24 protein-coding genes are annotated in these 23,178 nt (G+C 41.3%); 12 read left to right on the top strand and 12 right to left on the bottom strand.

What is annotated here, in order from left to right; translation table 11 throughout:
* Positions 1-16: 16 nt before the first annotated feature.
* The 5 genes from leuD to fabR all read right to left on the bottom strand — a co-directional run bounded on the left by leuD (position 17) and on the right by fabR (position 5,703).
* Positions 17-616, bottom strand: a complete 600-nt coding sequence (gene leuD, locus CSC79_RS09070; protein ID WP_099295509.1) for a 3-isopropylmalate dehydratase small subunit — start codon at positions 614-616, stop codon at positions 17-19.
* Positions 616-2,016 (bottom strand): 3-isopropylmalate dehydratase large subunit, encoded by a 1,401-nt coding sequence (gene leuC, locus CSC79_RS09065; protein ID WP_099295630.1) that lies wholly within the window; start codon positions 2,014-2,016, stop codon positions 616-618. The genes leuD and leuC overlap by 1 nt, the downstream gene beginning before the upstream one ends.
* A 61-nt stretch (positions 2,017-2,077) precedes the next feature.
* On the bottom strand, positions 2,078-3,154 hold the full coding sequence (leuB, locus tag CSC79_RS09060) for a 3-isopropylmalate dehydrogenase (protein WP_099295508.1): 1,077 nt from the start codon (positions 3,152-3,154) through the stop codon (positions 2,078-2,080).
* The gene (gene leuA / locus CSC79_RS09055) at positions 3,151-4,704 is read right to left on the bottom strand and encodes a 2-isopropylmalate synthase (RefSeq protein WP_099295507.1); all 1,554 of its coding nucleotides are present in this window, start codon (positions 4,702-4,704) and stop codon (positions 3,151-3,153) included. Before leuA ends, leuB begins: the two co-directional genes overlap by 4 nt.
* Positions 4,705-5,085: 381 nt before the next feature.
* On the bottom strand, positions 5,086-5,703 hold the full coding sequence (fabR, locus tag CSC79_RS09050; protein ID WP_099295506.1) for an HTH-type transcriptional repressor FabR: 618 nt from the start codon (positions 5,701-5,703) through the stop codon (positions 5,086-5,088).
* A gap of 126 nt (positions 5,704-5,829) precedes the next feature.
* On the opposite strand from fabR, the gene CSC79_RS09045 reads away from it, so the two are divergent.
* The gene (locus CSC79_RS09045; protein WP_099295505.1) at positions 5,830-6,963 is read left to right on the top strand and encodes a fatty acid desaturase; all 1,134 of its coding nucleotides are present in this window, start codon (positions 5,830-5,832) and stop codon (positions 6,961-6,963) included.
* Between the two features lie 13 nt (positions 6,964-6,976).
* Positions 6,977-8,404 (top strand): Si-specific NAD(P)(+) transhydrogenase, encoded by a 1,428-nt coding sequence (sthA, locus tag CSC79_RS09040; RefSeq protein ID WP_099295504.1) that lies wholly within the window; start codon positions 6,977-6,979, stop codon positions 8,402-8,404.
* A gap of 81 nt (positions 8,405-8,485) precedes the next feature.
* Here sthA and hemE read toward each other — a convergent pair whose 3' ends face one another.
* Positions 8,486-9,550 carry a uroporphyrinogen decarboxylase gene (gene hemE / locus CSC79_RS09035; RefSeq protein WP_099295503.1) on the bottom strand — a complete coding sequence of 355 codons (1,065 nt, stop codon included), beginning with the start codon at positions 9,548-9,550 and terminating at the stop codon, positions 8,486-8,488.
* A 498-nt stretch (positions 9,551-10,048) separates the two neighbouring features.
* Here hemE and rsd point away from each other — a divergent pair, with 498 nt between their 5' ends.
* A complete protein-coding gene (gene rsd / locus CSC79_RS09030; RefSeq protein WP_099295502.1) occupies positions 10,049-10,519 on the top strand; it encodes a sigma D regulator in 471 nt (156 codons plus the stop codon).
* 56 nt (positions 10,520-10,575) lie between these two features.
* Here rsd and fkpA read toward each other — a convergent pair whose 3' ends face one another.
* Positions 10,576-11,328 carry an FKBP-type peptidyl-prolyl cis-trans isomerase gene (fkpA, locus tag CSC79_RS09025; RefSeq protein WP_099295501.1) on the bottom strand — a complete coding sequence of 251 codons (753 nt, stop codon included), beginning with the start codon at positions 11,326-11,328 and terminating at the stop codon, positions 10,576-10,578.
* 202 nt (positions 11,329-11,530) lie between these two features.
* Between fkpA and CSC79_RS09020 the strand changes: the two genes are divergently transcribed.
* Both CSC79_RS09020 and CSC79_RS09015 read left to right on the top strand, forming a co-directional pair.
* Entirely contained in the window at positions 11,531-12,529 is a 999-nt protein-coding gene (locus CSC79_RS09020; protein ID WP_099295500.1) for a hypothetical protein, read from the top strand.
* On the top strand, positions 12,516-12,728 hold the full coding sequence (locus CSC79_RS09015; RefSeq protein ID WP_087532623.1) for a SlyX family protein: 213 nt from the start codon (positions 12,516-12,518) through the stop codon (positions 12,726-12,728). The genes CSC79_RS09020 and CSC79_RS09015 overlap by 14 nt, the downstream gene beginning before the upstream one ends.
* An 8-nt stretch (positions 12,729-12,736) precedes the next feature.
* On the opposite strand, the gene CSC79_RS09010 is transcribed toward CSC79_RS09015, so the two are convergent.
* On the bottom strand, positions 12,737-12,940 hold the full coding sequence (locus CSC79_RS09010; RefSeq protein WP_087532624.1) for a YheV family putative zinc ribbon protein: 204 nt from the start codon (positions 12,938-12,940) through the stop codon (positions 12,737-12,739).
* A gap of 122 nt (positions 12,941-13,062) precedes the next feature.
* Between CSC79_RS09010 and CSC79_RS09005 the strand changes: the two genes are divergently transcribed.
* The 5 genes from CSC79_RS09005 (at position 13,063) to CSC79_RS08990 (ending at position 17,326) form a co-directional block, all read left to right on the top strand.
* Positions 13,063-14,985, top strand: a complete 1,923-nt coding sequence (locus tag CSC79_RS09005; RefSeq protein WP_099295499.1) for an ATP-binding cassette domain-containing protein — start codon at positions 13,063-13,065, stop codon at positions 14,983-14,985.
* Complete coding sequence (locus tag CSC79_RS09000) at positions 14,972-15,385, top strand: TIGR02444 family protein (protein WP_099295498.1); 414 nt, start codon at positions 14,972-14,974, stop codon at positions 15,383-15,385. Before CSC79_RS09005 ends, CSC79_RS09000 begins: the two co-directional genes overlap by 14 nt.
* Before the next feature lie 444 nt (positions 15,386-15,829).
* A complete protein-coding gene (locus CSC79_RS20205; RefSeq protein ID WP_167850831.1) occupies positions 15,830-15,976 on the top strand; it encodes a hypothetical protein in 147 nt (48 codons plus the stop codon).
* A 124-nt stretch (positions 15,977-16,100) separates the two neighbouring features.
* Entirely contained in the window at positions 16,101-17,081 is a 981-nt protein-coding gene (locus tag CSC79_RS08995) for a hydrolase (protein WP_099295497.1), read from the top strand.
* On the top strand, positions 17,078-17,326 hold the full coding sequence (locus tag CSC79_RS08990) for a YheU family protein (RefSeq protein WP_099295496.1): 249 nt from the start codon (positions 17,078-17,080) through the stop codon (positions 17,324-17,326). The genes CSC79_RS08995 and CSC79_RS08990 overlap by 4 nt, the downstream gene beginning before the upstream one ends.
* Here the strand turns inward: CSC79_RS08990 and CSC79_RS08985 are convergent, their stop codons facing one another.
* From CSC79_RS08985 to CSC79_RS08975, 3 genes are read right to left on the bottom strand one after another with little or no spacing between them, the layout of a single operon-like run.
* Positions 17,327-18,058 carry a LytTR family DNA-binding domain-containing protein gene (locus CSC79_RS08985; RefSeq protein ID WP_028834815.1) on the bottom strand — a complete coding sequence of 244 codons (732 nt, stop codon included), beginning with the start codon at positions 18,056-18,058 and terminating at the stop codon, positions 17,327-17,329.
* The gene (locus tag CSC79_RS08980) at positions 18,048-19,106 is read right to left on the bottom strand and encodes a histidine kinase (protein WP_099295495.1); all 1,059 of its coding nucleotides are present in this window, start codon (positions 19,104-19,106) and stop codon (positions 18,048-18,050) included. The genes CSC79_RS08985 and CSC79_RS08980 overlap by 11 nt, the downstream gene beginning before the upstream one ends.
* A 56-nt stretch (positions 19,107-19,162) precedes the next feature.
* A complete protein-coding gene (locus CSC79_RS08975) occupies positions 19,163-19,807 on the bottom strand; it encodes a hypothetical protein (protein ID WP_099295494.1) in 645 nt (214 codons plus the stop codon).
* Between the two features lie 193 nt (positions 19,808-20,000).
* Here CSC79_RS08975 and CSC79_RS08970 point away from each other — a divergent pair, with 193 nt between their 5' ends.
* Complete coding sequence (locus CSC79_RS08970; protein ID WP_099295493.1) at positions 20,001-21,188, top strand: dipeptidase; 1,188 nt, start codon at positions 20,001-20,003, stop codon at positions 21,186-21,188.
* Positions 21,189-21,401: 213 nt separating this feature from the next.
* Here CSC79_RS08970 and CSC79_RS08965 read toward each other — a convergent pair whose 3' ends face one another.
* Positions 21,402-22,079 (bottom strand): hypothetical protein, encoded by a 678-nt coding sequence (locus CSC79_RS08965; RefSeq protein WP_099295492.1) that lies wholly within the window; start codon positions 22,077-22,079, stop codon positions 21,402-21,404.
* 153 nt (positions 22,080-22,232) lie between these two features.
* On the opposite strand from CSC79_RS08965, the gene CSC79_RS08960 reads away from it, so the two are divergent.
* Positions 22,233-23,162 (top strand): alpha/beta hydrolase, encoded by a 930-nt coding sequence (locus CSC79_RS08960; protein ID WP_099295491.1) that lies wholly within the window; start codon positions 22,233-22,235, stop codon positions 23,160-23,162.
* The last annotated feature ends 16 nt before the right edge of the window (positions 23,163-23,178 follow it).

Below are 23,178 nucleotides of genomic sequence, written 5' to 3'. Positions count from 1 at the left end.
AATAACTTTTAAACCTCTACTGCCAAGGGCGCTCGGCGTTAAGCTTTGCTTCAAAGGCGCCGATTTGTGGGTTTAGGGTTTCGGTCACGCCGATAAAATCTAAGCCACTTAATAAGCGCTCTTTTACATCTTTACGGATATCAAAACTGATTGGTGCAAACTTGTTACTGGTAAGCATTTGATTTTCAAGATCGATGTCGATATGAATATCGTCGTGCTGTTCACTCAGTACAAATAAGTCTTCCAATGTTTGCGCTGGTAATGCAATCGCAAGCATTTGGTTATTACCGCAGTTATTAAAGAAAATATCAGCAAAGCTTTCTGCCAAAATCACTTCAAAACCGTATTGTTTAAGTGCCCACGGTGCATGCTCACGTGATGAGCCACAACCAAAGTTATCGCGCGTTAACAAAATTTGCGCGCCTTGGTAGCAGGGGCGGTTTAAAATAAACTCCGGGTTTGGCTCGCCGTTATCTAAATAGCGCCAATCGTAAAACAGTGCTGCATCAAAGCCGTCACGGCTGGTTGATGTTAAGAACTGCTTAGGAATAATTTGGTCAGTATCAACGTTGTTTTTATCTAGTGGGGCCATTAAGCCGCTAAAATAAGTGCTCATTAAGCCTCTCCTCTAATATCAACAAAACGACCATGTATGGCTGCCGCTGCGGCCATTGCTGGGCTCACCAAATGTGTACGTCCGCCGCGACCTTGGCGTCCTTCAAAATTACGGTTTGAGGTAGATGCACAGCGCTTGCCTGCACCTAAACGGTCATCGTTCATGGCTAAGCACATTGAACAACCCGGCTCGCGCCATTCAAAGCCTGCGGCTTTAAAAATATCAGCTAAGCCTTCGTCTTCGGCTTGTTTTTTCACCAAGCCTGAACCTGGTACAATTAACGCTTCAACACCCGCGGCTACTTGTTTGCCTTGCACGATATGAGCAGCTGCACGTAAATCTTCAATACGGCTGTTAGTACATGAGCCAATAAATACGGTATCAACGCTTGCTGATGACAGTTTTTCTCCCGCTTTTAAGTCCATGTATTTAAGTGCACTACGAATTGCATCGGCTTTAATTAAATCAGATTCTTTATCTGGATCGGGTATAAATTCATCCACACCAATTACTTGCTCAGGGCTCGTGCCCCACGTAATTTGCGGTTGAATGCTACTCGCTTCTAGTTCCACTTCTAAATCAAATTGCGCGCCTTCGTCGGTTTTTAGCGTTTCCCAATAAGCAACCGCGGCATCAAAATCAGCGCCTTTTGGTGCAAACGGGCGACCTTTTAAGTAATCATACGTAATTTGGTCAGAAGCTATTAAACCGGCTTTCGCGCCCATTTCAATACTCATGTTACACAGCGTCATACGCGCTTCCATTGACAGTGCTTCAATGCCTTCACCACAAAACTCAGCTACATAACCTGTACCACCGGCGGTACCAAGCTTGCCAATCACCGCCATGATCAAATCTTTAGCTGTCACTGTTGGGCGTAAAACGCCATTAATTTGAATTTTTAATGACTTGGCTTTTTTCTGCTGTAGCGTTTGCGTCGCGAGTACATGTTCAACTTCAGAGGTGCCAATACCGTGAGCCAATGCACCAAATGCACCGTGCGTTGAAGTATGACTATCACCACAGACTATGGTAGTGCCAGGCAAGGTAATCCCTTGCTCAGGCCCCATTACATGCACAATGCCTTGATTAATAGAATTTAAATCGTAAAGCGTAATGCCAAATTCTTTACAGTTTGCATCAAGCGCCATTAATTGGTTTTTTGATACTTCACTCGCGGCATCAAGTGATCGGCTTTTAGTCGATACATTATGATCCATGGTCGCGATGGTTTTTTCTGGGCAACGTACTTTACGATTTTTTTCACGTAGGCCTGCAAACGCTTGCGGCGAGGTTACTTCGTGCACTAAGTGACGGTCAATATAAAGTAAGTCGGTTTGCTCATTAATACTGGCCACTACATGTGCTTGCCAGATTTTGTCGTATAAAGTTTGGGCCACTTGCTCATTCCCTAATGCTGTTTTGAGCCGAAGCATAACGGTGCTTCGGCTATGAAAATATTTAGATGCGTGAAACGATTGCTGCTGCAACATCACTGGTCGTGTATCCGCCATTTGGATAAATATCTGGCGTACCAACGCCTGCCTCAACGGCTTCAGCGACTGCTTTTTCAATACAACGCGCCGCTTCGTCTTGGCCTAGCGAATAACGCAACATCAGTGCCGCACTTAAGATTTGTGCGATTGGGTTAGCAATGCCTTTGCCTGCGATATCTGGCGCAGAGCCACCAGCAGGTTCATACATACCAAAACCCGATTGATTCAAACTGGCTGATGGTAATAACCCCATAGAGCCGGTGATCATCGCGCATTCATCTGACAAAATATCGCCAAACAAGTTATCGCAAAGCAATACGTCAAACTGACTTGGTTGCTTAACCAATTGCATTGCTGCGTTATCAACATAGATGTAATCTAGGCTGACTTCTGGGTAGTCTTTGCTTACCTCTGTCACCACTTCACGCCATAATACACTTGATGCGAGTACGTTCGCTTTATCTACTGAGGTAACATGATTGCTACGCAACTTTGCCGCTTCAAAGGCAAAACGCGCAATGCGTTCTATTTCTTTACGCGAGTAGGTTTGTGTATCGAATGCAGCTTCATCAGCACCTTCACCCGTACGGCCTTTATCACCAAAATAAATACCACCGGTTAATTCACGCACACATAAAATATCAAAGCCACGCTCACTAATATCTGCACGCAGTGGTGATGCTGCACTTAATGCTGGTAATAGTTGAGCTGGGCGTAAATTACAAAACAGTCCAAAGTGCTTACGCAGTGGCAATAAAGAGGCGCGCTCTGGTTGTTCATCTGCCGGTAAGTGCTCCCATTTGGGGCCGCCGACTGAGCCAAATAAAATCGCATCGGCTTTCTCACAGGCTGCAAGCGTTGTATCTGGTAATGCTTTACCAAATTCATCAATCGCGGCGCCGCCAATCGCATGAGGATGGCGAGTCATGGTAAAGCCAAACTTGTTACTTACAGCATCCAGCACACTTTCTGCTGCTGCCATTACTTCTGGGCCGATACCGTCGCCTGCTAATACCGCAACGCTATAATTTGTTTGACTCATCCTGCTTTCCTTTGTTGTTTTAAATCAGACACTTTTTGTGCACGATAAATTAAGTTATAAACACGGATCATGGCGCGTACTGACGCTTCAACCACATCCGCTGCAATGCCCGCACCGTGATAAGGACGACCATCGTATTTAGCTATAATATTGACTTGCCCCAGTGAACTTGCGCCTTCACCGGTGGCTTCTAAATTAAACTCTATCATTTCAACAGCCATACCCGTTAAGCGCTCAATCGCTAAGAATGACGCTTCAACTGGGCCATTGCCGGTTGCGGCTTCTTGTTTCGATTCGCCACCGATAGTCATGCCAATAGTTGAGCTCGCCACTGACTGCGAGTTAGAGGTAGAGTTAACAAACTCTAATTGGTATTTTTCGTCTTTATCACTGATTTGATTAAAATAAATCATCGCTTCAAGATCATAGTCGTAAACCGTGCCCTTCTGATCAGCTAAGGCTAAGAAGCTTGCATACAAGCTATCCATATCGTAATCAGACTTTTGGTAACCTAGCTCCTCTAAACGATGTTCAATAACGTGGCGACCTGAGCGTGAAGTCATATTTAATTGGTTGTTTGGTACACCTACGCTTTCTGGCGACATAATCTCATAGGTATTTTGCGCTTTTAATACACCATCTTGGTGAATGCCAGAACTGTGCGCAAAGGCGTTTTCGCCCACAATCGCTTTGTTAGGCTGCACTGGCATATTACAAATTTTTGCCACTTGACGTGATGCGCGGTAAATTTCTTCACTGCGAATATCTGTGTGTACTTTTAAGTGGTCTTGGCGCATTTTCATAATCATCGCCACTTCTTCAAGCGAGCAGTTACCCGCACGTTCGCCAATACCATTGATAGTACACTCAATTTGGCGTGCGCCAGCTTGAACAGCGGCAACGGAATTTGCAACTGCCAACCCTAAGTCGTTATGGCAATGCACACTCAAACGGGCTTTATCAATATTAGGCACATTATTCATTAAATGATGGATCATCGCCGCGTACTCGTCTGGTGTTACAAAACCAACGGTATCGGGTAAATTAATTGTTGAAGCACCCGCATTGATGGCCTGTTCAACAATTTTGCATAAATCCCAATGCGGTGTACGGCCGGCATCTTCACATGAAAATTCCACATCATCGGTATAGTTACGAGCAAGCTTGATTGATTTAACCGCCATGGCTGTAGCGTCATCTAAGCTCATACGTAATTTGTGCTCTAAGTGCAATGGGCTGGTAGCGATAAAAGTATGAATACGGCTTTGCTGTGCTGTGCGAAGTGCTTCGCCGCAGGCTTCAATGTCTTTAGCAACAGAGCGAGCTAAGCCACAGATAATAGGACCTTTTACTTCAGTCGCAATGCGTTGTACTGAACGAAAATCGGCAGGGCTCGAAACCGGAAAGCCCACTTCCATCACATCCACATTTAGGCGGCTGATCGTGTGTGCCAGTTGAATTTTATCATCTTCAGTTAGGCTTGCTTTAAGCGCCTGCTCACCGTCACGTAATGTGGTGTCGAAAATCCATACCTTGTCTTTATCCTGCATAATCTACCCTTAATTCTCAGCTACCCTAATTGCGAGATAAAAAAAACCCCGCATTTTGCGGGGTCTTTTAATGTTTTTTAATGAAAATACACTAATGCCCGCTCACATACGTTAGCAGCAGGAGGTTTAGTTTTAATGTAATTAAATGTGTATTTTGCATCATCTTTACTAAATGTGTGTGTTCAGTGAAGCCTATTTTTAACACTTCAAAACAACACAAGCAAGCATAATATCACCTCAAAACATCATTAAAACCAACACTAGAAGGATAAATAATTCAAATTAAAAATTAAAGTGGATATAATAATACACAAAGGTAGTTTTTTGAGCTTTTTAAACTAGTGCTTAACCTGTCATTGCTTAGATTAACTATTTATAGTTTTAGCTATTATTGTGGTCTCTAATGTAATTACTCGCACCGCGGGTAATGTAACGTAACTGCCAAATCACTCGCTCAACCAACTCATCACGTTGTTGGCCTTCCAAATCAAGGGCTTCTGCTCCTGCATTAAATACCAGGGTAACCATTGCTTCTGCTTGAATGTATGCTTGAGTTGCATCACAAGGTGTTTCGCTTTCAAGGTAATGTGCCAGCTCTAAAATAAAATGCTTTATTTCTCGGGCAACGGCTGCTCTGAATGCTTTTGATGTCCCCGAACGTTCTCTCAGAAGCAATCTAAACTGATTACTTGAGTTATCAATGAACTCCATAAAAGTCACCACGGAGGTCGTGATCACACTGCCACCGCTAGCGATACGTCGGCGCGCTTGGCGCATCAATTGACGTAATGTTAGACCAGCTTCATCAACCATGGTCAAGCCCAGCTCATTCATATCTTTAAAGTGGCGATAAAACGAAGTAGGCGCAATACCCGCTTCACGAGCAACTTCACGTAAACTGAGGTTAGAAAAACTATGATCAGCACTTAATTGATTAAATGCCGCCTCAATTAAGGCTTGTCGTGTTTTTTGTTTTTGTTGCGCGCGAACACCCGACATGAACTACTCCTGATTTAATTTAAATCAAATTATGGTGACTTTTAGCTTAATTCCCCAGTCTAATACTTGACGGCGAGAGAATGAAATACTATTTTAGCGTACAAGTGTACGCTCAGATTTTTAAAGATGAAAAAACCACCGATAATTTGGACCAATGTCCTATTTTTTAGCCTGACCTTTTTGGCTGCTGTTACCTTAGTTCCTTGGTATGGAATTACCCATGGATTTACCAGTGCGCATTGGATTGCTTTTGTTGCGTGTATGTTTTATGCCGGCATGTCGATAACTGCTGGCTATCACCGCCTATGGGCACATAAAACCTACGACGCTCACCCTGTCATAGAGGCTTTTTTTGCTTTAGGTGGTGCTTTTGCATTACAAAATAGCGCACTGCATTGGAGCAGCGATCACAGAATTCATCACGGCCAAGTAGATGACCCTGTAAAAGACCCATACGCTGCAACTAATGGCTTTTGGTATAGTCATATAGGTTGGATGTTGCGTGATTATCAAGGTGATAGCTATGGTGATTACAGCAACTGCCGTGACTTACAACGCAATAAAGTAGTTATGTGGCAGCATCGTCACTATATGAAATTGGTATTGGCAACAAACATTGGTATTCCTTTAGCCCTTGGTTTAATGGTCGGCGATGTATTTGGTATGCTATTATTAGCTGGATTGTTGCGTTTAGTGTTAAGCCAACATTTTACATTTTTTATTAATTCAGTGGCGCATATTTGGGGCTCTCGCCCTTACACTGAAAAAAATACAGCCCGTGATAATGGCTTTTTAGCGCTATTCACCTATGGCGAGGGGTATCATAATTTTCACCATATATTTGCCAGCGATTACCGCAATGGCATTAGATGGTTTCATTATGATCCTACAAAATGGTTAATTCGCTCGCTTGCAGCATTAGGCTTAGCACATAAGTTGAAACGTACGCCGGTCGAACGTATTGAAAAAGCGAAGGCCGAAACGCTCATGAATAAAACGCAAATTCGCTTAGCTAAATTGCCACTAGCGCAAGATAAGCTAACATTGTTGCAGCAAGAATATGATTTATTGTTGAAAAAATTACAGCACTTTTGCGCCCTAAAAAAACAGGTGCTAGAAGTTAAAAAGAATAACATGCTGCAACAATGCGAAAAATCAGCTTTAATTACACAATACCATGAATTAGAAGCCGCTTGGGAAAGTCAAAAGCAAGCATGGCTAGCACTGAATGCGAGGTTATTAAAAGCCTCTTTTAGTTAATGTAGGAGTGGCAGTGGCCAAACAACAAGTAAAGAAAGAACAGCCATCATATCAATATGATGCAATTATTATAGGCACAGGACCTGGCGGTGAAGGTACCGCCATGAACCTGTCTAAAAGCAACAAAAAAGTAGCCGTTATCGAACGCCAAGAAGGCGTAGGCGGAGGCTGTGTGCATTGGGGTACCATTCCATCAAAAGCCCTACGCCATTCAGTTAGCCGCTACATTGAATACAAAGCAAACCCGCTATTTAGCATGGGTGAACGCCCCACCCGCTTAACTTTTCCCGATATTTTGCGTCACGCAAGCTCGGTGATCTCAAAGCAGTCTAACTTGCGTAGCAGTTTTTATGATCGTAACCGCATTCATTTATTCCAAGGTGATGCGAGCTTTATTGATAAAAACACCGTTGAAATTACTCGCCTAGATGGCTCAACAGAGCGCTTGACGGCAAAGACCATTGTTATTGCCACAGGTTCACGCCCGTATCGCCCACCTGAAGTCGATTTTACTCACTCGCGTATTTACGACAGCGACACAATTTTAGGGCTTGAGCATGACCCTCATCGCGTTTTAATTTATGGTGCTGGTGTAATTGGCTGTGAGTATGCGTCTATTTTTAAAGGGCTCGGTGCTAAAGTAGATCTAGTTAACACTCGCGACCGCTTATTGGCGTTTATGGATGCTGAGATATCAGATGCATTAAGCTACCACTTTTGGAACAGCGGCATTGTTATTCGTCATAACGAAGAGTTTGACCGCATTGAAACCCGTGAAGACTGCGTAATAATGCATTTAAAATCAGGTAAACGTGTAAAAGCGGATTGCATTTTATTTGCTAATGGCCGAACTGGTAACACCGACGGTTTAAACCTTGAAGCTGTTGGATTGAAAGCTGATGGCCGTGGCCAGCTAAAAGTCAACGAAACATACCAAACCGAAATCGATAACATTTACGCTGTGGGTGATGTAATTGGTTACCCAAGCTTAGCCAGTGCGGCGTTTGACCAAGGCCGAATTGCAGCGGATGCCATTGCCTGTGGTAATTGCGATGAAAAGCTGATCATTGATATTCCGGCGGGTATTTATACTATCCCTGAGATGAGCTCTGTGGGCAAAACTGAGCAAGAGCTTACTGCGGCTAAAATACCTTACGAAGTAGGTCGCGCGCAGTTTAAACACTTAGCTCGTGCACAAATTGCAGGCACTGAAGTAGGGAGTTTAAAAATATTGTTTCACACTGAAACCAAAGAAGTACTCGGCGTACATTGCTTTGGTGAGCGTGCCTCAGAAATTGTTCACATTGGCCAAGCCATTATGGAACAAAAGCATGGTGGTAATAATATCGATTACTTTGTTAATACGACCTTTAACTACCCAACCATGGCTGAAGCCTATCGCGTTGCGGCACTTAATGGCTTAAACCGTTTATTTACATAATCCGTATTTAATAAGCGCTTAAAGACAATAAAAAGCCCGCTAACGTTAGCGGGCTTTTTAAATTATAAACGCTAATAGCCTTTATTTATGATATTGCGCACTTAACTCATGTACCGCATTGATGAATACACCTGCATTTTCAGGATCAACATCCGGTGTTATACCGTGGCCTAAGTTAAATACGTGACCATTGCCAGTACCAAAGTCTTCTAAAATCGTACCAACTTCTTGACGAATACGATCATGCGTACCATGCAGCATTGATGGGTCCATATTACCTTGTAACGCTACTTTATCGCCTACACGACGTTTAGCATCACCAATGTTGATAGTCCAATCAAGCCCAACAGCATCACAGCCTGTTGCCGCGATTGCTTCTATCCATTGACCACCGTTTTTAGTAAACAATGTTACAGGCACTTTACGGCCGTCATATTCACGGATTAAACCATCAACAATTTTATGCATATACTGCAGCGAGAATTCGTTGTAATCACGTGGGCTTAATACTCCGCCCCATGAATCGAAAACCATAAGCGATTGCGCACCCGCTTTTACTTGTGCATTTAGATAATCAATCACTGAATCAGCTAGTTTATCAAGCAATAAATGCAATGTTTGCGGCTCTGCAAACGCCATCTTTTTGATTTTACCAAATACCTTGCTGCTACCACCTTCAACCATATAAGTGGCCAAAGTCCAAGGTGAGCCAGAAAAACCAATAAGTGGCACTTCACCTTTTAGCTCACGACGAATAGTGCTTACGGCGTTCATTACATAACCAAGTTCATCCGTTGGGTCGAGCTTTGGAATTTTCTTAACGTCAGCTAAAGATGAAATTGGACGTTCAAATTTAGGGCCTTCACCGGTTTCGAAGTACAAGCCTAAGCCCATTGCATCTGGGATCGTTAAAATATCGCTAAATAAAATAGCTGCATCTAGCGGGTAACGACGCAATGGCTGTAAAGTCACTTCACAGGCAAGTTCAGCATTTCGACACAGGCTCATAAAATCGCCCGCTTGTGCACGTGTTGCGCGGTATTCAGGCAAATAGCGGCCAGCTTGGCGCATCATCCATACCGGAGTCACATCAACAGGTTGTTTTTGTAATGCACGTAAATAACGGTCGTTTTTTAATTCGCTCATAGCGTAAAGGATCCTAAAACTTGTAGATATTGCGCAGATTGTATCACCATATGGCACAGCGCTCTATCGCAATAATTGTAAAACACCCCTGTATAGATTTAGATCAAAGGTTTTATGCAACGTAGAAAAAATGCCCGAAAAAGAATGTAACATTTAAATTTTTTTATTAATAAGTTTGCAACATACAAAAAACCTTGGTATAACTTGTCCCGCGTTAACAAAAACAATAATAAAAATTGTATAACAACAAAAATAAAAATCTTCCCAAAACAAAAAGAAAGCTTGTTTTAACAAGTCATGGAAAAAGAAATTAAACCACCATTTATGGTGGTTTTTTCTTGCCTTAAAGAAACTAAACACATTTTTATTTAACTTTGATAAGTTACTTTAAATCAACAACTTAAAATTTTGTTACTGAATAAAGAAAAAAATGTGTTGATCTTTTCTCCATATTTCATTGTTATATAAACAAAACCAACCCGGCTTAGGAGAATAATCATGCTGACGCGTTTGGAAAAAGCTCAACAAAAATGGGGCGGGAGCCACACAATTATCGATAAATGGCTTACAGAGCGCCAAGAGCTACTCGTGCTTTATTGTAAAATTGCTGGTTTTTCACCGTATGACAAAAAAGATCACGCTTTACCCGATCAGCTGCAAATTCAAACCTTTTGCCAAATTTTAATGGATTATTTGTCTGCTGGACACTTTGAAGTGTATGACGACATAGCAAAAGCTTGTGAGCAAAAAGGTCCTAAAAGCCAACAACTTGCCAATGAATTATACCCTCGCATCTCTGACACAACGGATATAGCATTAGACTTTAACGACAAATATGCCGAAGTTGCAAAAGATGATTTGTTGAATCAATTTGATAATGACTTATCTAAGTTGGGTGAAGCGTTAGAACTACGCTTTGAGCTAGAGGATGAACTCATCGATAACCTATATTCAAATCACTCTGAATAAAAAGTAATTTATACAAAAAAGGGGCCAATTGGCCCCTTTTTGCTAGCTTGAGTAAATTACTCAGCTGCTGCTACTTCTTCTTCACCTTGAATTTCAAGTAATTCTACTTCAAAAACAAGTGTTGAGTTAGCAGGGATCTTACCTAAATCACGTTCGCCATAAGCAAGCTCAGATGGAATAGTGAATTTGTACTTAGACCCAACAGGCATAAGCTGTAAACCTTCAGTCCAACCTGCGATAACACGGTTAAGTGGGAATGTTGTAGGTTCATTACGTGAATAAGAGCTATCAAATTCTGTGCCGTCTAGTAAAGTACCTTTGTAATGTACTTTAACAACGTCAGTCGCTACAGGCTTTTCACCGTCACCCATTGACAGTACTTCGTATTGAAGACCTGACTCAGTCACTGTTACGCCTTCTTTTGCAGCGTTATCAACTAGGTATTGTTCACCCGCAGCTTTGCTTTTCTCTGCTTCAACTTTCGCCTGAGCTTCTTGCTTAGTACGTACAGATGTATCAAGTGCAGTTAATACTTCACGGATTTTCTCTTCATCTAGCTTAGACTCGCCAGCAAGCGCATCTTTAAAACCGCGCATAAGTAATGCTTGATCAAGCTCAACACCTAGCTCAGTTTTGTCAGCTAAGTCTTTATTTAAAAAGTTACCTACAGATGCACCAATACCGTATGCTTGTTGTTGTGCTTCAGTTTCTAACTTTACAGGTGCTTGTTCTTGTTTTGCTTCTTGATTACAAGCTGTAAGCGCTAAAACTGACGCTGCAATCAATGACAATTTAATCGTCTTTTTCATTTTAAATCTCCGACACACTTTGCAGATGTCATTTATTGTATTATTACTAGTTAAAGATTAACGGCCTACGTGATAGGCTGCTTATCTAATTACTGAGTAAGGCAATATGCCAATTTCAAATCATTAGATAAACGACCTCGACCTTTATCGCGTCCTAGTCTAACCTCTCAGTCAATAAGAGTTAAGGGGAAATACCTGTAATATGTCGATATTTCGTACTTTTTTGTATCTTCTGTGCTGCACTTTATTAATTGCCTGCTCAGAACAAAAAGAACACGCGACTGCCAGCTATGAGCACGCAGCAAAGGGCGCATTTGCCTCTGCCCTTTCTCATGATGGCCGGTATAGCCTGATCTCATCTATACACCATGGGGTCGCCCTATGGGATAATCAACAGCAGGTATTAAAATACCAATGGTTTCAGCAACAAGACCAAGATAGTTTGGTACACACTGTTGCCATCGCCTTTGATAACAGCCATGCCGTTACTGCTGAAAAAACCACGTTTGCCGTTTGGGATATCAACACGGGTGACAACGTTGGCTACTACAAAATAAAAACCGCCACCATTCGCGATATCGCTATTAGCAACAAAGGCCGCAGTGTTTTGTATGGCCGTAGCGACAATGTTGTGGTTTACCTCAACTTAGAGACCGGAAGGCGCATTGAGTTCCTTGGCCACCAAGAAAAAATTAACGTGGTAGATCTTTCACCCAATGGCCGCTTCGCATTAAGTGGATCAAATGATTATGTTGCCTATTTTTGGGATACGCAAAGCGGCCAAGTTATTCACCGTTTTAATCACCCCAACCGTGTTACGCAAGTAGCCCTTGATCCACAAGGTCGCTATGCCTTTACCGCAGACAGTATGGCACAAGCACATGTATGGCAGCTGACAACAGGTGATCTTGTTAGCAAACTAAAGTATATTGCCCGTCAGAAAATTTTTACTGCGGTTCGATTTAACGAACAAGCAACGTTGCTGTTAACTGGCTCACCTAACCGCTTAGTTGATTTATGGCAAATAGCCGATGGTGAAAATATTCAAAGCTGGCGAGTCACTCCGCGAGAAGGCAGTAAGCCTAAATCTGCGGTGGTATTAGATGTCGCGTTTACTGATAACGATACTGCGTTGTTAACCGAAAGCTCCAGCGGAATCGCTGAGCGCTTTACTATACGAGAAGCTAATGAACACAATTGAACATCGCTTAATGGAGCTTGAGGCCAAAGTAGCCTTCCAAGACGAGACCATTGATATTTTAAATGATGAAATTAAAGCTCACCAGCAGCTGTTGGCTAAAATGAAACGCCAAACAGAGCTACTGGCTGAAAAAATAAAAGAGTCGCAACAACCCTCTTTAATGTCGCAAATGCAAGAGCCGCCGCCACCGCATTATTAAACAAACGGTTAATCGCCCGGCTTAAACACGCCAATCACTTGTTCAAATTGGCGTGTTGATGCTTGCACAGCTTGCTCTGGCTGAGTCATTTTATGACCGCACTGAACGCACTCAACCTTTTCAACGTCATGCTCTTTATAAAGCATCATCATGTCCATGGTTTTACATTCAGGGCAGGTTGCACCCGCAATAAATCGTTTTCTCTGTTTCACACCATTTCTCCACAGTTTTAACTGCTTTCATTTTATCCTAATACAGATACGATTGATAACCATAAGTCGATCCGTGCTATGATGTGGGCAATTAAATCAGGGCACAGTAAAGTAACGTATTCATGATCCAAATTTCAGAAATAGAACTTCTGCGTGGCGGTAAAGCACTATTAAAAGATGCTTCAGCAACCTTATTTCCAGAGCACAAAGTAGGCTTAGTCGGTGCAAATGGCTGCGGTAAATCTACCTTATTTAGCTTATTAAAGTCAGAGCTTTCGTTAGATGCGGGTAATTACACCATCCCTAAAGATTGGTCTATTTCGTCGGTAAAACAAGAAACTCCAGCGCTTGAAATAAGCGCGATTGATTACGTATTACAAGGCCACCCTGATTACTACGCGCTGCGGATTGCATTACGTGAAGCTGAGCAAAATAACGACGGCGATACACAAGCCAAAGTGCATATTCAGCTTGAGAACATTAAAGGCTACAGTATTGAAGCCAAAGCAGGCGAACTATTGCACGGTTTAGGCTTTGCCAATAATCTAATTGAAAACCCAGTCAGTGCGTTTTCTGGTGGTTGGCGTATGCGTTTAAACCTAGCCCAAGCACTGATTCGCGATGCCGACTTGCTACTGCTGGATGAGCCAACTAACCACTTAGACTTAGATGCCGTCTATTGGCTAGAACGTTTTTTACGCGCTTACACAGGCACGCTGGTATTGATCTCTCATGACCGTGAATTTTTAGATGCGGTGGTTGATCAGATTTGGCATATCGACCAACAAAAAATCAATGTATATAAAGGCCACTATTCGCAATTTGAACGCCAAAAAGCCGAGCGCTTACTGCAACAACAAGCGATGTTTGAAAAACAACAGGAGCAAATTGCCCACCTTGAGCAATTTATTACACGCTTTAAAGCCAAAGCCAGTAAAGCTAAACAAGCACAAAGCCGTGTAAAAGCCCTTGAGCGTATGGAAAAACTTGCCCCAGCACATGCCGATTCGCCGTTTGATTTTGAATTTGCCGAGCCACTTGCCTTACCTAACCCGCTTATGACACTTGATAAAGCCAAAGCAGGTTATGGTGATGTGACTATTTTAGATAGTATAAAACTTAACTTAGTACCGGGTAGTCGTATTGCACTTCTTGGGCGTAACGGTGCGGGTAAATCAACACTTATTAAACTCCTCGCTGGCGAGCTACAGCCACAAGCCGGTGAAGTATTTCAACACCAGGGTTTAAACATCGGTTACTTTGCGCAGCACCAATTAGAATCCTTAGATTTAAAAGCCAGTGCCGTTACACATATCCAGCGCTTAAATCCAAAAGCCAGTGAGCAATCTCTGCGTGACTTTTTAGGCGGCTTTGCATTTATAGGCGACAAAGCGCTTGAGCCAGTTGCGCCATTCTCAGGGGGTGAAAAAGCCCGCCTCGTTTTAGCTATGCTGGTTTATCAAAAACCTAACTTACTGCTGCTGGATGAGCCAACCAACCACCTTGATTTAGAAATGCGCCACGCTTTAGTGATGGCGTTGCAAGGCTTTGAAGGTGCTATGGTTACGGTATCGCATGATCGCCATATGCTCAAAAACACCGCCGATGAATATTACTTGGTTGATAACGGCGAAGTCACGCAGTTTGGCTATGACTTAGATGAGTACTATCAATGGTTACTCAATGCCAATAAAGAAGCCGCAAAGGTTAGGCAAACTGATGACGAACCAAAAGCAAACTCACACGTTAACCGCAAAGAGCAAAAGCGTTTAGAGGCAGAATTTAGAAAATCAATTCAGCCCCTTAAAAAGCACATTGAAAAACTTGAAAAACAACTCGATAAACATTCAGCAGAACTAAACGAAGTTGAAGTTGCACTGGGCGATAACACCCTTTATAACGATGACAACAAAGCCAAACTAAAAGAGTTAATAGCAAAACAAGCGACATTAACACCTAAAGTAAACGATATCGAAGAAGAGCTACTCATGGCCCTTGAAGAGATGGAAGAAAAAGAACAAGCGTTTGCCGATGAACTTGCTTAACTGCGATGACTTTTGGCAATTTGCATGTGACCTTTATAGCAAAGGTGACATGCAAACGCGTCTGTTGGATTATCAAAACCAGCAAGGTAAAAATGTAAACCTGTGTTTGTTACTGTATTACCTAGACTCTCTCAAGCTAGCAGTTAGTCAAACTCAGCTAAACAAGCTTGAACAATCAATTTGTGAATTTGACCAGCAGGTATTGAAGCCCCTTCGTGCTACACGCGCCTATCTAAAAGCAAATCAAACCGAGATTGCAGATTACGCTGTAATTCGTAAAGAGCTGCTCAGTACTGAGCTCAAGCTCGAGAAACAACAACAACAGTTGTTAATAACCACAATTAATAGCTTTACCCTAACACCTTGCAGCACGCCAAATAACACAAGGCTCTATTTGTAAAAGCTCTCATGTAGGTCGTGCTTTAGCGCGTTAACTTTAATAACGACATAATTTATGGCTAAAGCCATTTCCTACGAGTAATTAAATTTTGTATTCACTCATTTACTTCTCATGCTCTTCTCTTTGTGCAAAAAGATCTTTAAATGACTTATTCACAAAGAGGCTAAGAGGCGCTGCGCTTTAGAGGAAAACAAAGCCGTGATTTAGCTCAGCAAACTTACAATAAAAGTTATCGCGATAAATAACCACCTACAGTAATTCATTACCTTGAAACTGCTTTTTATCATTAATTCTCGTTGGGTTTCGCTATGCTCTAGCCAACCTATTTGATCCAAATCAACTTCTTTACGGCTCTTTTAATAATCAGGAAAATAGCTTGATCTGGATCAGTTCAAAGCCGCAAAAATAGACCTATGATTACCCCATAGACATCAGGAGGCAATTATGGACGTATTCTTTAGAGATTTTTTTAGCGACCCAGTATTATTTTTATCATTTGGTTTTCTAGGAGTCGTTGTTAGTTTATGCCTTTTCTTTGTGTATTTTTTCATGAAAAAAGTACACGATGCAGATATTAACGAACAGCATTAAGCACGACGCGCAAAGCCCCTATCAACCTAGTTGATTAGGGGCTTTTTATTTACCTCATTACCTTGGCTATACGAGTGAAAAATTTGTTACACTAATCCCTCGATTAGCTGAACAGTTACCAAAAATGCTTTCTCATTTTAATCCTGCATGGTGGATGCGAAACCGTCATGTGCAAACTATCATACCGCGTTTCTTTCGCCCTTTTCATAATACGCGTTACCAATTAGAGCTACTTGATACTCCTGATGGCGATTTTTTAGAGCTTGCGTGGTCGTTACCTAAAAACGATGATGCTCCGCTTGCTATCGTACTGCATGGCCTTGAAGGCAACATTAATAGCTTTTATGCCAAAGGCATGATGAAAGCATTAAAAAAGCAAGGCTATCAAGTAGTACTAATGCATTTTCGCAATTGTTCAACACAGGCTAATAAACTGCCCCGCGCTTATCATAGCGGCGAAACAGGCGACCTTGATTTCTTTGTTAAACAACTTAAACAACAGTTTCCAAACCGTCCTATGGTTGCGGTTGGCTTTTCATTAGGGGGGAATGTACTCGCTAAGTACGTAGGCGAACAAGGCGCTGACTGTTTACTTGACGGCGCAGCGGTAGTGTCTGCCCCTTATGATTTATCACCATCGTGCCAAGTTATTCGTAAAAGCTTAGGTAAAATTTATCAAAAATATTTACTCGACCGGATGAAAAAATCAATGCGTCGCAAACTGCCGCAAATTAAACAACAAATCGAATTAACCCCCGAGCAGTTGATGGAGATTGATGATTTATGGCAGTTTGATAATAAACTCACCGCCCCTTTGCATGGTTTTAAAGACGCGGAAGATTATTACCAACAAGCCAGCGCAATGCCGTATTTAAAACACATTGCGACCCCAACCTTGGTTGTACATGCTAAGGATGATCCAATGCTGTCGATTAAAGCGGTTCCGAGTAGGCAAGATGTGAGCGAGCATGTTACGCTACGCATCTCTGAAAAAGGGGGGCATGTAGGTTTTATATCAGGTAAAAACCCCTTTAAGCCTATTTTTTGGTTAGAAAAAATAGTTCCTGAGTACTTTAATCAAGTCGTTATAAAAGGGCCACTATGATCATTCCACACCAGCAACTCGATAAAGATACACTTTATAACTTAATTGAAAGTTACGTTTTACGCGAAGGCACCGATTACGGTGAGCAAGAATTAAGTATTGAAAGTAAAGTAGCGCAAGTCAATCAGCAGCTAAAAAATGGTGAAGCCATGGTATTTTTCTCTGAGCTGCACGAGTCGGTCACCATTATTTCAAAAAACGAGTTCAAAGCCATGCAAAGTGAAGAGCAACATCAGCAGCAATAACTATAAATTAAAGCTTAATTGTTGCTTTAATTTACTTGCTTGACGACGAGATATTTCAACTTGCGCACCATTACTGAGCTTTGCTAATAGCCCATAGTTAATAGTTTCTTCGAGTTCTATTATCGCGTCTAGTCGTATTATGTCACTGCGGCTAGCTCGTAAAAAGTAATCTGGATTTAAGCGAGCTTCAATTTTAGTTAAAGAGCTATGAATATAGGCCTTCCCGAAAGCAGTATAGATCGCCGCATGATTACCAATACTTTCAAACCTTAAAATATCTGCCAATTTGATAATTTTCATGTTCTCAGAAAATTTAACCATCAATTTAAAGTTATCATCTAAGTAACTAACAGGGCGCTGTGTCAGTTGCCCTTCCAGCTTTTCTAAGGTGCCTTCTAAACGCTCTTTTACAATGGGCTTTAGTAAATAGTCAACGGCATTAAGACTAAAGGCATCTACAGCAAACTCGTTGTAGGCTGTGCAAAATATAATAGGTGTCTCACCTGCAAGCTGCTCTGCAAGCTCAATACCTGTGCCGCCCGGCATTTCAATATCAAGAAAAACAACATCAGGCTTATGCTTTTTTATTAATTCATTGGCATGGCTAATATTTTCAGCCTCATCAATTATATCTATGTGCTTATAAGGCTTTAATAACCGAGCTAACTCATTTCGAGCAAGGAGCTCATCATCAACAATTAATGCTGTTATGGTTGGCTTATTATGCAGCATAGGGCACCTCCAAAGTTGCATTAAACTGACCGCTCTGTTTTTGAATGAGTAATTTACCTCGTTGCGCAAACATTAGTTCAAGTCTTGATTGAATATTCTGTAATCCTAATTTGGTGCCGGACTTAAGTTTCGTTTCATCAAAAGGGTTACTCACTGTAATCGTGACAGTTTCCCCTGTTCTCACTACATTTACTTTTATTGCTCCACCCTCTTTTAAATGAGCAATGCCATGCTTTGTAGCGTTTTCAATTAAAGTTAATAAAGCCATACTCGGTAATACGACTTTTTTTAACGCGTCATCACACTGCATTGAAACGTGTAGCCGTTTACCAAACCTTACTTTTTCAATCGCTAAATAATGTTCACATACCTTCCACTCTTGATCAAAGTTGACGTGGGTTTGTAAGTCTGTGGTGAGGTTATATCTAAATAACTCCGAAAGCTGAGTAACAATATCAGCAGCTTTATCTTGATCTTGGTAAATCATGCCGCGAATTGTATTTAAAGTATTGAATAAAAAATGAGGGTTTATTTGGTTTTTAAGGCTTTCAAGTTGCTGCTCTTTCAGCTGGCTCATAATAAGCTTTTTCTCTCTTCGCGATACAACAGCTAAGTAACAACCACTCCATATTAAACTCATTACTAATGCATTTAAAAAGCTTGAGATTATTCCGGTAAACTGTTTCTCATTTAAATCTACGGCTGTTTCTCCATACATTTGTATGCTCATACTCGACGCGCTCTCAGGTAAAATGAAAGGCGTAAAATAAATCACATTCAGCGTCTGCATTAGCGCTAACAAAATAGACAATGCACTTAGCAAAAAAATATTGAGTCGGGCTATTTTTAACTTACCACATAGCCTGTTACCTAGGGTGTAAAGGATAAAATGTGTCAATAAAACAAATACAGATGCATGCGAGATAGTCCTTAAAAGCAAATTAGCATGGTGCTCAATTGACGTATTTAATAACGCAACTCCTAAACCATAGTTTATAAGCACAATACTAATAAAAACTAAAAACTGACAAAGCCAATAAGTTCGCATGGGTACACTCCTTTGATAATACACAGCATTGTACCCAAGCTATGTTAGTTTGCTACTCAAAACTTTGATATTAAAGTAAAAAACATTGATTGATTATTACCTACACTTAGGTAACCCGCGCTAAATAAAGCATATTTTGCCTTGGTTGTCTCAAGTGCCAACTTATACCCGGTCTCGTTTTTTAACGCATCACGATGCTCTAGAGCCGCATTCACCACAAAATCCTTATAAAAATTATATTTGCCACCGAGACGCGTAATATTAAATGTTTGAGAACCAACGCGATTATTAACTTCAAGTTGCTGCTTCATTAATGCACTTTCGATATAAAAATGTGTCTTATCTGAATATGCCCAATTAACCCCTAAGGTGATTTCGGTTTGAGTTAAATTAGATTTACTGCCCTCTTCATTTATTTGGTGCTGCAAACGCCCATAAAGATCAACCTTACCATTAAGCTGGTCTTCTGAAAGCTCGCTCAATGAAGCTTGGTAATTAATACCAACACCGTTACCATCAAACACGTCTTTTATTTTGGCTGTTTGAAAGTCAACAGAGAAACCCTCATGGAATTTAAGCACTAAATCGGTTTTATCATCTGTTTCATTGGCGTAACTAATTGATGACAATCCCAGTAATAATACTGCTAAGGTTGGTTTTAAAGATAGTTTGCACTGCTTATTGTTGATAGTAAATTGCATAGTGATACCCCTTAAATTGCAGTACGCCTTAGATGTATACTGAGTCTTTGTTGGCTAGGACTATAACGATTACGCTTGATACCTAAGGGTAATAAGTGATTAATGGCTAAAAAAGAGGATAAACGGATAGTAGGCAGGACGAATCGATTGTTGTTACAATCATTAGCATTATTATAATAAAACAGGTAAGAACATGAAATTACGTCTAGCACTTAGCGCCATCGCACTCACCGTTGCAGGGGCACACGCTGCGCAAGTTACCCCTTCGGATAAAGCAATCAAGCTTGCTCACGATACCATTTTAATCGACACCCACATTGATGTACCTTACCGTATTCATGATAAATGGGCAGATGTAACTAAAGCCACTGAGGGCGGTGACTTTGACTACCCACGCGCGGTTGAAGGTGGTTTAAACGCCCCATTTATGTCGATTTATATTCCTGCTCATTTAGAGTTTGAAGGAAAAGGTAAAAGCTATCAATTAGCAAACCAGTTAATTGATGGGATGGAAGCGATTGCACAGCGCGCCCCTGACAAGTTTGCTATTGCTGACTCTACAAGCGATATAGAACAACAGTTTAGAGACAAAAAAATATCAATCGCAATGGGCATGGAGAACGGCTCACCTATTGAAGGTGACATGAAAAACCTAAAACACTTTTTTGACCGTGGTGTAAGGTATATCACGCTAGCTCACTCTCAAAGCAATCATATATCTGATTCATCGTATGATATTCGCCGTAAATGGAAAGGCTTAAGCCCATTTGGTAAAGAGCTAATAAAAGAGATGAATAACATTGGCATGTTGATTGATGTATCACATATATCTGATGATGCGTTTTACCAAGTTATGGCGCTGTCGAAAACTCCTGTTATTGCATCACATTCATCATTGCGTAAGTACACCCCTGGTTTTGAGCGCAATATGGATGACAAGATGTTATTAGCACTGAAAGAAAACGGCGGCGTTATTCAGATAAACTTTGGTTCAAGCTTTGTTACCTCAAGCTCGCGTAATTGGTACGATCAATTAAATGACAAAAAAGACGCGGCAAAAAAGCAAGGTACTAAGTTAAGCAAAGATTTTGATGCAATGTACCGCGCTAAAAACCCATTCCCTTTTGCCAGCCTGGAGCAAGTACTTGCTCATATTGATCACGTTGTTGAGTTAATTGGCATCGATTATGTAGGTATTGGCTCTGATTATGATGGTGTAGGTGACTCGCTTCCTATCGGCTTAAAAGATGTTTCTACTTACCCGAACCTAGTACAAGGATTGATGGATAGAGGCTACAGCGACACCGATATTAAAAAGATTTTAAGCGGTAATACGCTTCGCGTTTGGAAACAAGCGGAGCAATACGCACAGCAACATTAGTTTACAAGCCCAGTTAACCTGAACTCTGGATAATAAATCTATCTCCAGCAGCTACTTTCAACGCTAACTGCGTTGAATTTACTTGCAATAGGCTAGCTATTGACGCGTAAATTCGCCTTGTTATCGCTAAAAGTCTCCGGCTGGAGACTAATAAATATATTTGTGATTCAGTATCAATATATTAGTACATCTCTTAACCAGAGTTCAGGTTAGTTAATTAGGGCTTTGCTTTGGTGAAAGCGATTGAATCAGCGTTTTCACCACAACTTCTTGAGACTCTATTCCCGCTTTTTTGATTAACTCATAAAGCGCATCATTGTCAGGAAATGCGTCTAACGTACAACTGAACTGCTTTTTTAAGTCATATTGGTAATGTTCAGCCTCTAAAAGCAGCTCACCCGATGATAATTGGTATAAAACGCCTCTCGCGTTAGTATTGAGTGCGTTATCCTCAGCGTAGTAACCATCTTTTGAACGGTATTCAAACGTACCACTAAGCACTAATAAAAGATCAATTTCTAAGCGCTCTTTAAGCTTGATGTTAGTAAATTGAGATGCGCCTATTTCATCATTGATAAAAGATAGCGTCTCCCGATTCAATGGCTTTAACACGACACCATCGGTAGCAAACTTGGTCACAGCATATTGCACTAACTGCTCATTTAATGCTGCTGGCAGTAAATAGCGTTGTTCCTCGTTACTAAATACTGTGAAGCCGGTATGTTCACACTGTAGCGCATCGCCAATTATGGAAATGACCCCTATTGTTTTGAGCGTGTTCGATGTCGCTGGCGGTGTAATCGAACTTTTGCTTAGCCGCGTTTGATTAGTGGGTGCTGTTTGGATTGTACAACCCGTTAAAAAAAATAAAATAAACAACCACCTAAACATATATTTCCCTTCGTTTGTGTTTGAGATCTGTATAACTATATTCAGCATATGAGCGAGGCTATGACCATAAAAGTTCATAATAGATGCGATGACCCTTCGGGCTAATATGACTATACTAAAAAGCGTAGAGTCAGAACATATTAAATGTCGAGTATGCTTACAATAAAAACACATAGTGGTATTACTATACATTACCAAGATACAGGTAATAAAACCGCTCCTGTTATTATTTTAATTATGGGTCTCGGTGCGCAACTCACGGTATGGCCTGATGAGTTATATTTAGGCCTTGTAGCTAAAGGCTTTAGAGTAATCCGTTTTGATAACCGCGATGCCGGGCTTTCAAGCCAACTTGATCAATTTGGTAGCCCTAACCTATTTAAAATCTGGCTAAGTAAACGTTTACCTATTAAAACCCATATTCCATATACGTTAGATGATATGGCAAATGATGTATTAGAATTAATGGCCGCATTAAAAATCAAAAAAGCACATTTAGTGGGTGCATCAATGGGAGGAATGATTGCGCAATTGATTGCCGCAAAAAATAAAAAGAAGGTTCTAAGTTTAACCTCCATTATGTCGAGTTCTGGCAAGCCAAAACTCTCTGCATCGAGTTTAAAACTATTTTTACAGCTGGCAAAACACCGTCCGCGTCAATTTAGTCGTGATAGTGCTATACATTATAATATAAAGCTCAATCAATTAATTGGCAGTCCAGCGTACCCTCAAAACGAACAAGCTTTGCGTAAACAAGCCACATTAGGAGTAGATAGAGCACACAACCCACAAGGCTTTAACCGTCAACTCGCCGCCATTGCTGCTAGTGATTGCCGGCAACATTTAATGCCGAAAATAAACGTTCGCACCCTCGTTATACACGGCAGTTTAGACCCTGTCATGCCAGTCGCCGCCGGAAAGCAAACCGCCCAACAGATTCGCAAATCAAAATTAAAGATAGTAAACGGTATGGGCCACGACTTCCCGCCAGCATTAATGGCAAAAATGACTAAATGGATCAGCAAACATGTTAAAAAAGCAGAACAAAAGCGCACACAGAAAAAGTTAAAGAACAAACCATAAGCTATCAGCTATCAGC

Source organism: Pseudoalteromonas sp. 3D05, assembly GCF_002723455.1.
In the GTDB taxonomy this organism is placed as follows: Bacteria; Pseudomonadota; Gammaproteobacteria; order Enterobacterales; family Alteromonadaceae; genus Pseudoalteromonas.
This window is presented reverse-complemented; position numbering and strand designations above follow the sequence as displayed.

Excerpts from the sequence above, each read along its gene's own strand:
- CSC79_RS08965 (WP_099295492.1), bottom strand. The coding sequence starts at position 22,079 with ATGTTTAGGTGGTTGTTTATTTTATTTTTTTTAACGGGTTGTACAATC.
- rsd (WP_099295502.1), top strand. The coding sequence starts at position 10,049 with ATGCTGACGCGTTTGGAAAAAGCTCAACAAAAATGGGGCGGGAGCCAC.
- CSC79_RS09005 (WP_099295499.1), top strand. The coding sequence starts at position 13,063 with ATGATCCAAATTTCAGAAATAGAACTTCTGCGTGGCGGTAAAGCACTA.
- CSC79_RS08980 (WP_099295495.1), bottom strand. The coding sequence starts at position 19,106 with ATGCGAACTTATTGGCTTTGTCAGTTTTTAGTTTTTATTAGTATTGTG.
- fkpA (WP_099295501.1), bottom strand. The coding sequence starts at position 11,328 with ATGAAAAAGACGATTAAATTGTCATTGATTGCAGCGTCAGTTTTAGCG.
- CSC79_RS08960 (WP_099295491.1), top strand. The coding sequence starts at position 22,233 with ATGCTTACAATAAAAACACATAGTGGTATTACTATACATTACCAAGAT.
- CSC79_RS09015 (WP_087532623.1), top strand. The coding sequence starts at position 12,516 with ATGAACACAATTGAACATCGCTTAATGGAGCTTGAGGCCAAAGTAGCC.
- CSC79_RS08985 (WP_028834815.1), bottom strand. The coding sequence starts at position 18,058 with ATGCTGCATAATAAGCCAACCATAACAGCATTAATTGTTGATGATGAG.
- leuB (WP_099295508.1), bottom strand. The coding sequence starts at position 3,154 with ATGAGTCAAACAAATTATAGCGTTGCGGTATTAGCAGGCGACGGTATC.
- CSC79_RS08990 (WP_099295496.1), top strand. The coding sequence starts at position 17,078 with ATGATCATTCCACACCAGCAACTCGATAAAGATACACTTTATAACTTA.
- CSC79_RS08995 (WP_099295497.1), top strand. The coding sequence starts at position 16,101 with ATGCTTTCTCATTTTAATCCTGCATGGTGGATGCGAAACCGTCATGTG.
- CSC79_RS20205 (WP_167850831.1), top strand. The coding sequence starts at position 15,830 with ATGGACGTATTCTTTAGAGATTTTTTTAGCGACCCAGTATTATTTTTA.
- leuD (WP_099295509.1), bottom strand. The coding sequence starts at position 616 with ATGAGCACTTATTTTAGCGGCTTAATGGCCCCACTAGATAAAAACAAC.
- CSC79_RS09020 (WP_099295500.1), top strand. The coding sequence starts at position 11,531 with ATGTCGATATTTCGTACTTTTTTGTATCTTCTGTGCTGCACTTTATTA.
- fabR (WP_099295506.1), bottom strand. The coding sequence starts at position 5,703 with ATGTCGGGTGTTCGCGCGCAACAAAAACAAAAAACACGACAAGCCTTA.
- CSC79_RS08970 (WP_099295493.1), top strand. The coding sequence starts at position 20,001 with ATGAAATTACGTCTAGCACTTAGCGCCATCGCACTCACCGTTGCAGGG.
- leuA (WP_099295507.1), bottom strand. The coding sequence starts at position 4,704 with ATGCAGGATAAAGACAAGGTATGGATTTTCGACACCACATTACGTGAC.
- hemE (WP_099295503.1), bottom strand. The coding sequence starts at position 9,550 with ATGAGCGAATTAAAAAACGACCGTTATTTACGTGCATTACAAAAACAA.
- CSC79_RS08975 (WP_099295494.1), bottom strand. The coding sequence starts at position 19,807 with ATGCAATTTACTATCAACAATAAGCAGTGCAAACTATCTTTAAAACCA.
- CSC79_RS09000 (WP_099295498.1), top strand. The coding sequence starts at position 14,972 with ATGAACTTGCTTAACTGCGATGACTTTTGGCAATTTGCATGTGACCTT.
- CSC79_RS09045 (WP_099295505.1), top strand. The coding sequence starts at position 5,830 with ATGAAAAAACCACCGATAATTTGGACCAATGTCCTATTTTTTAGCCTG.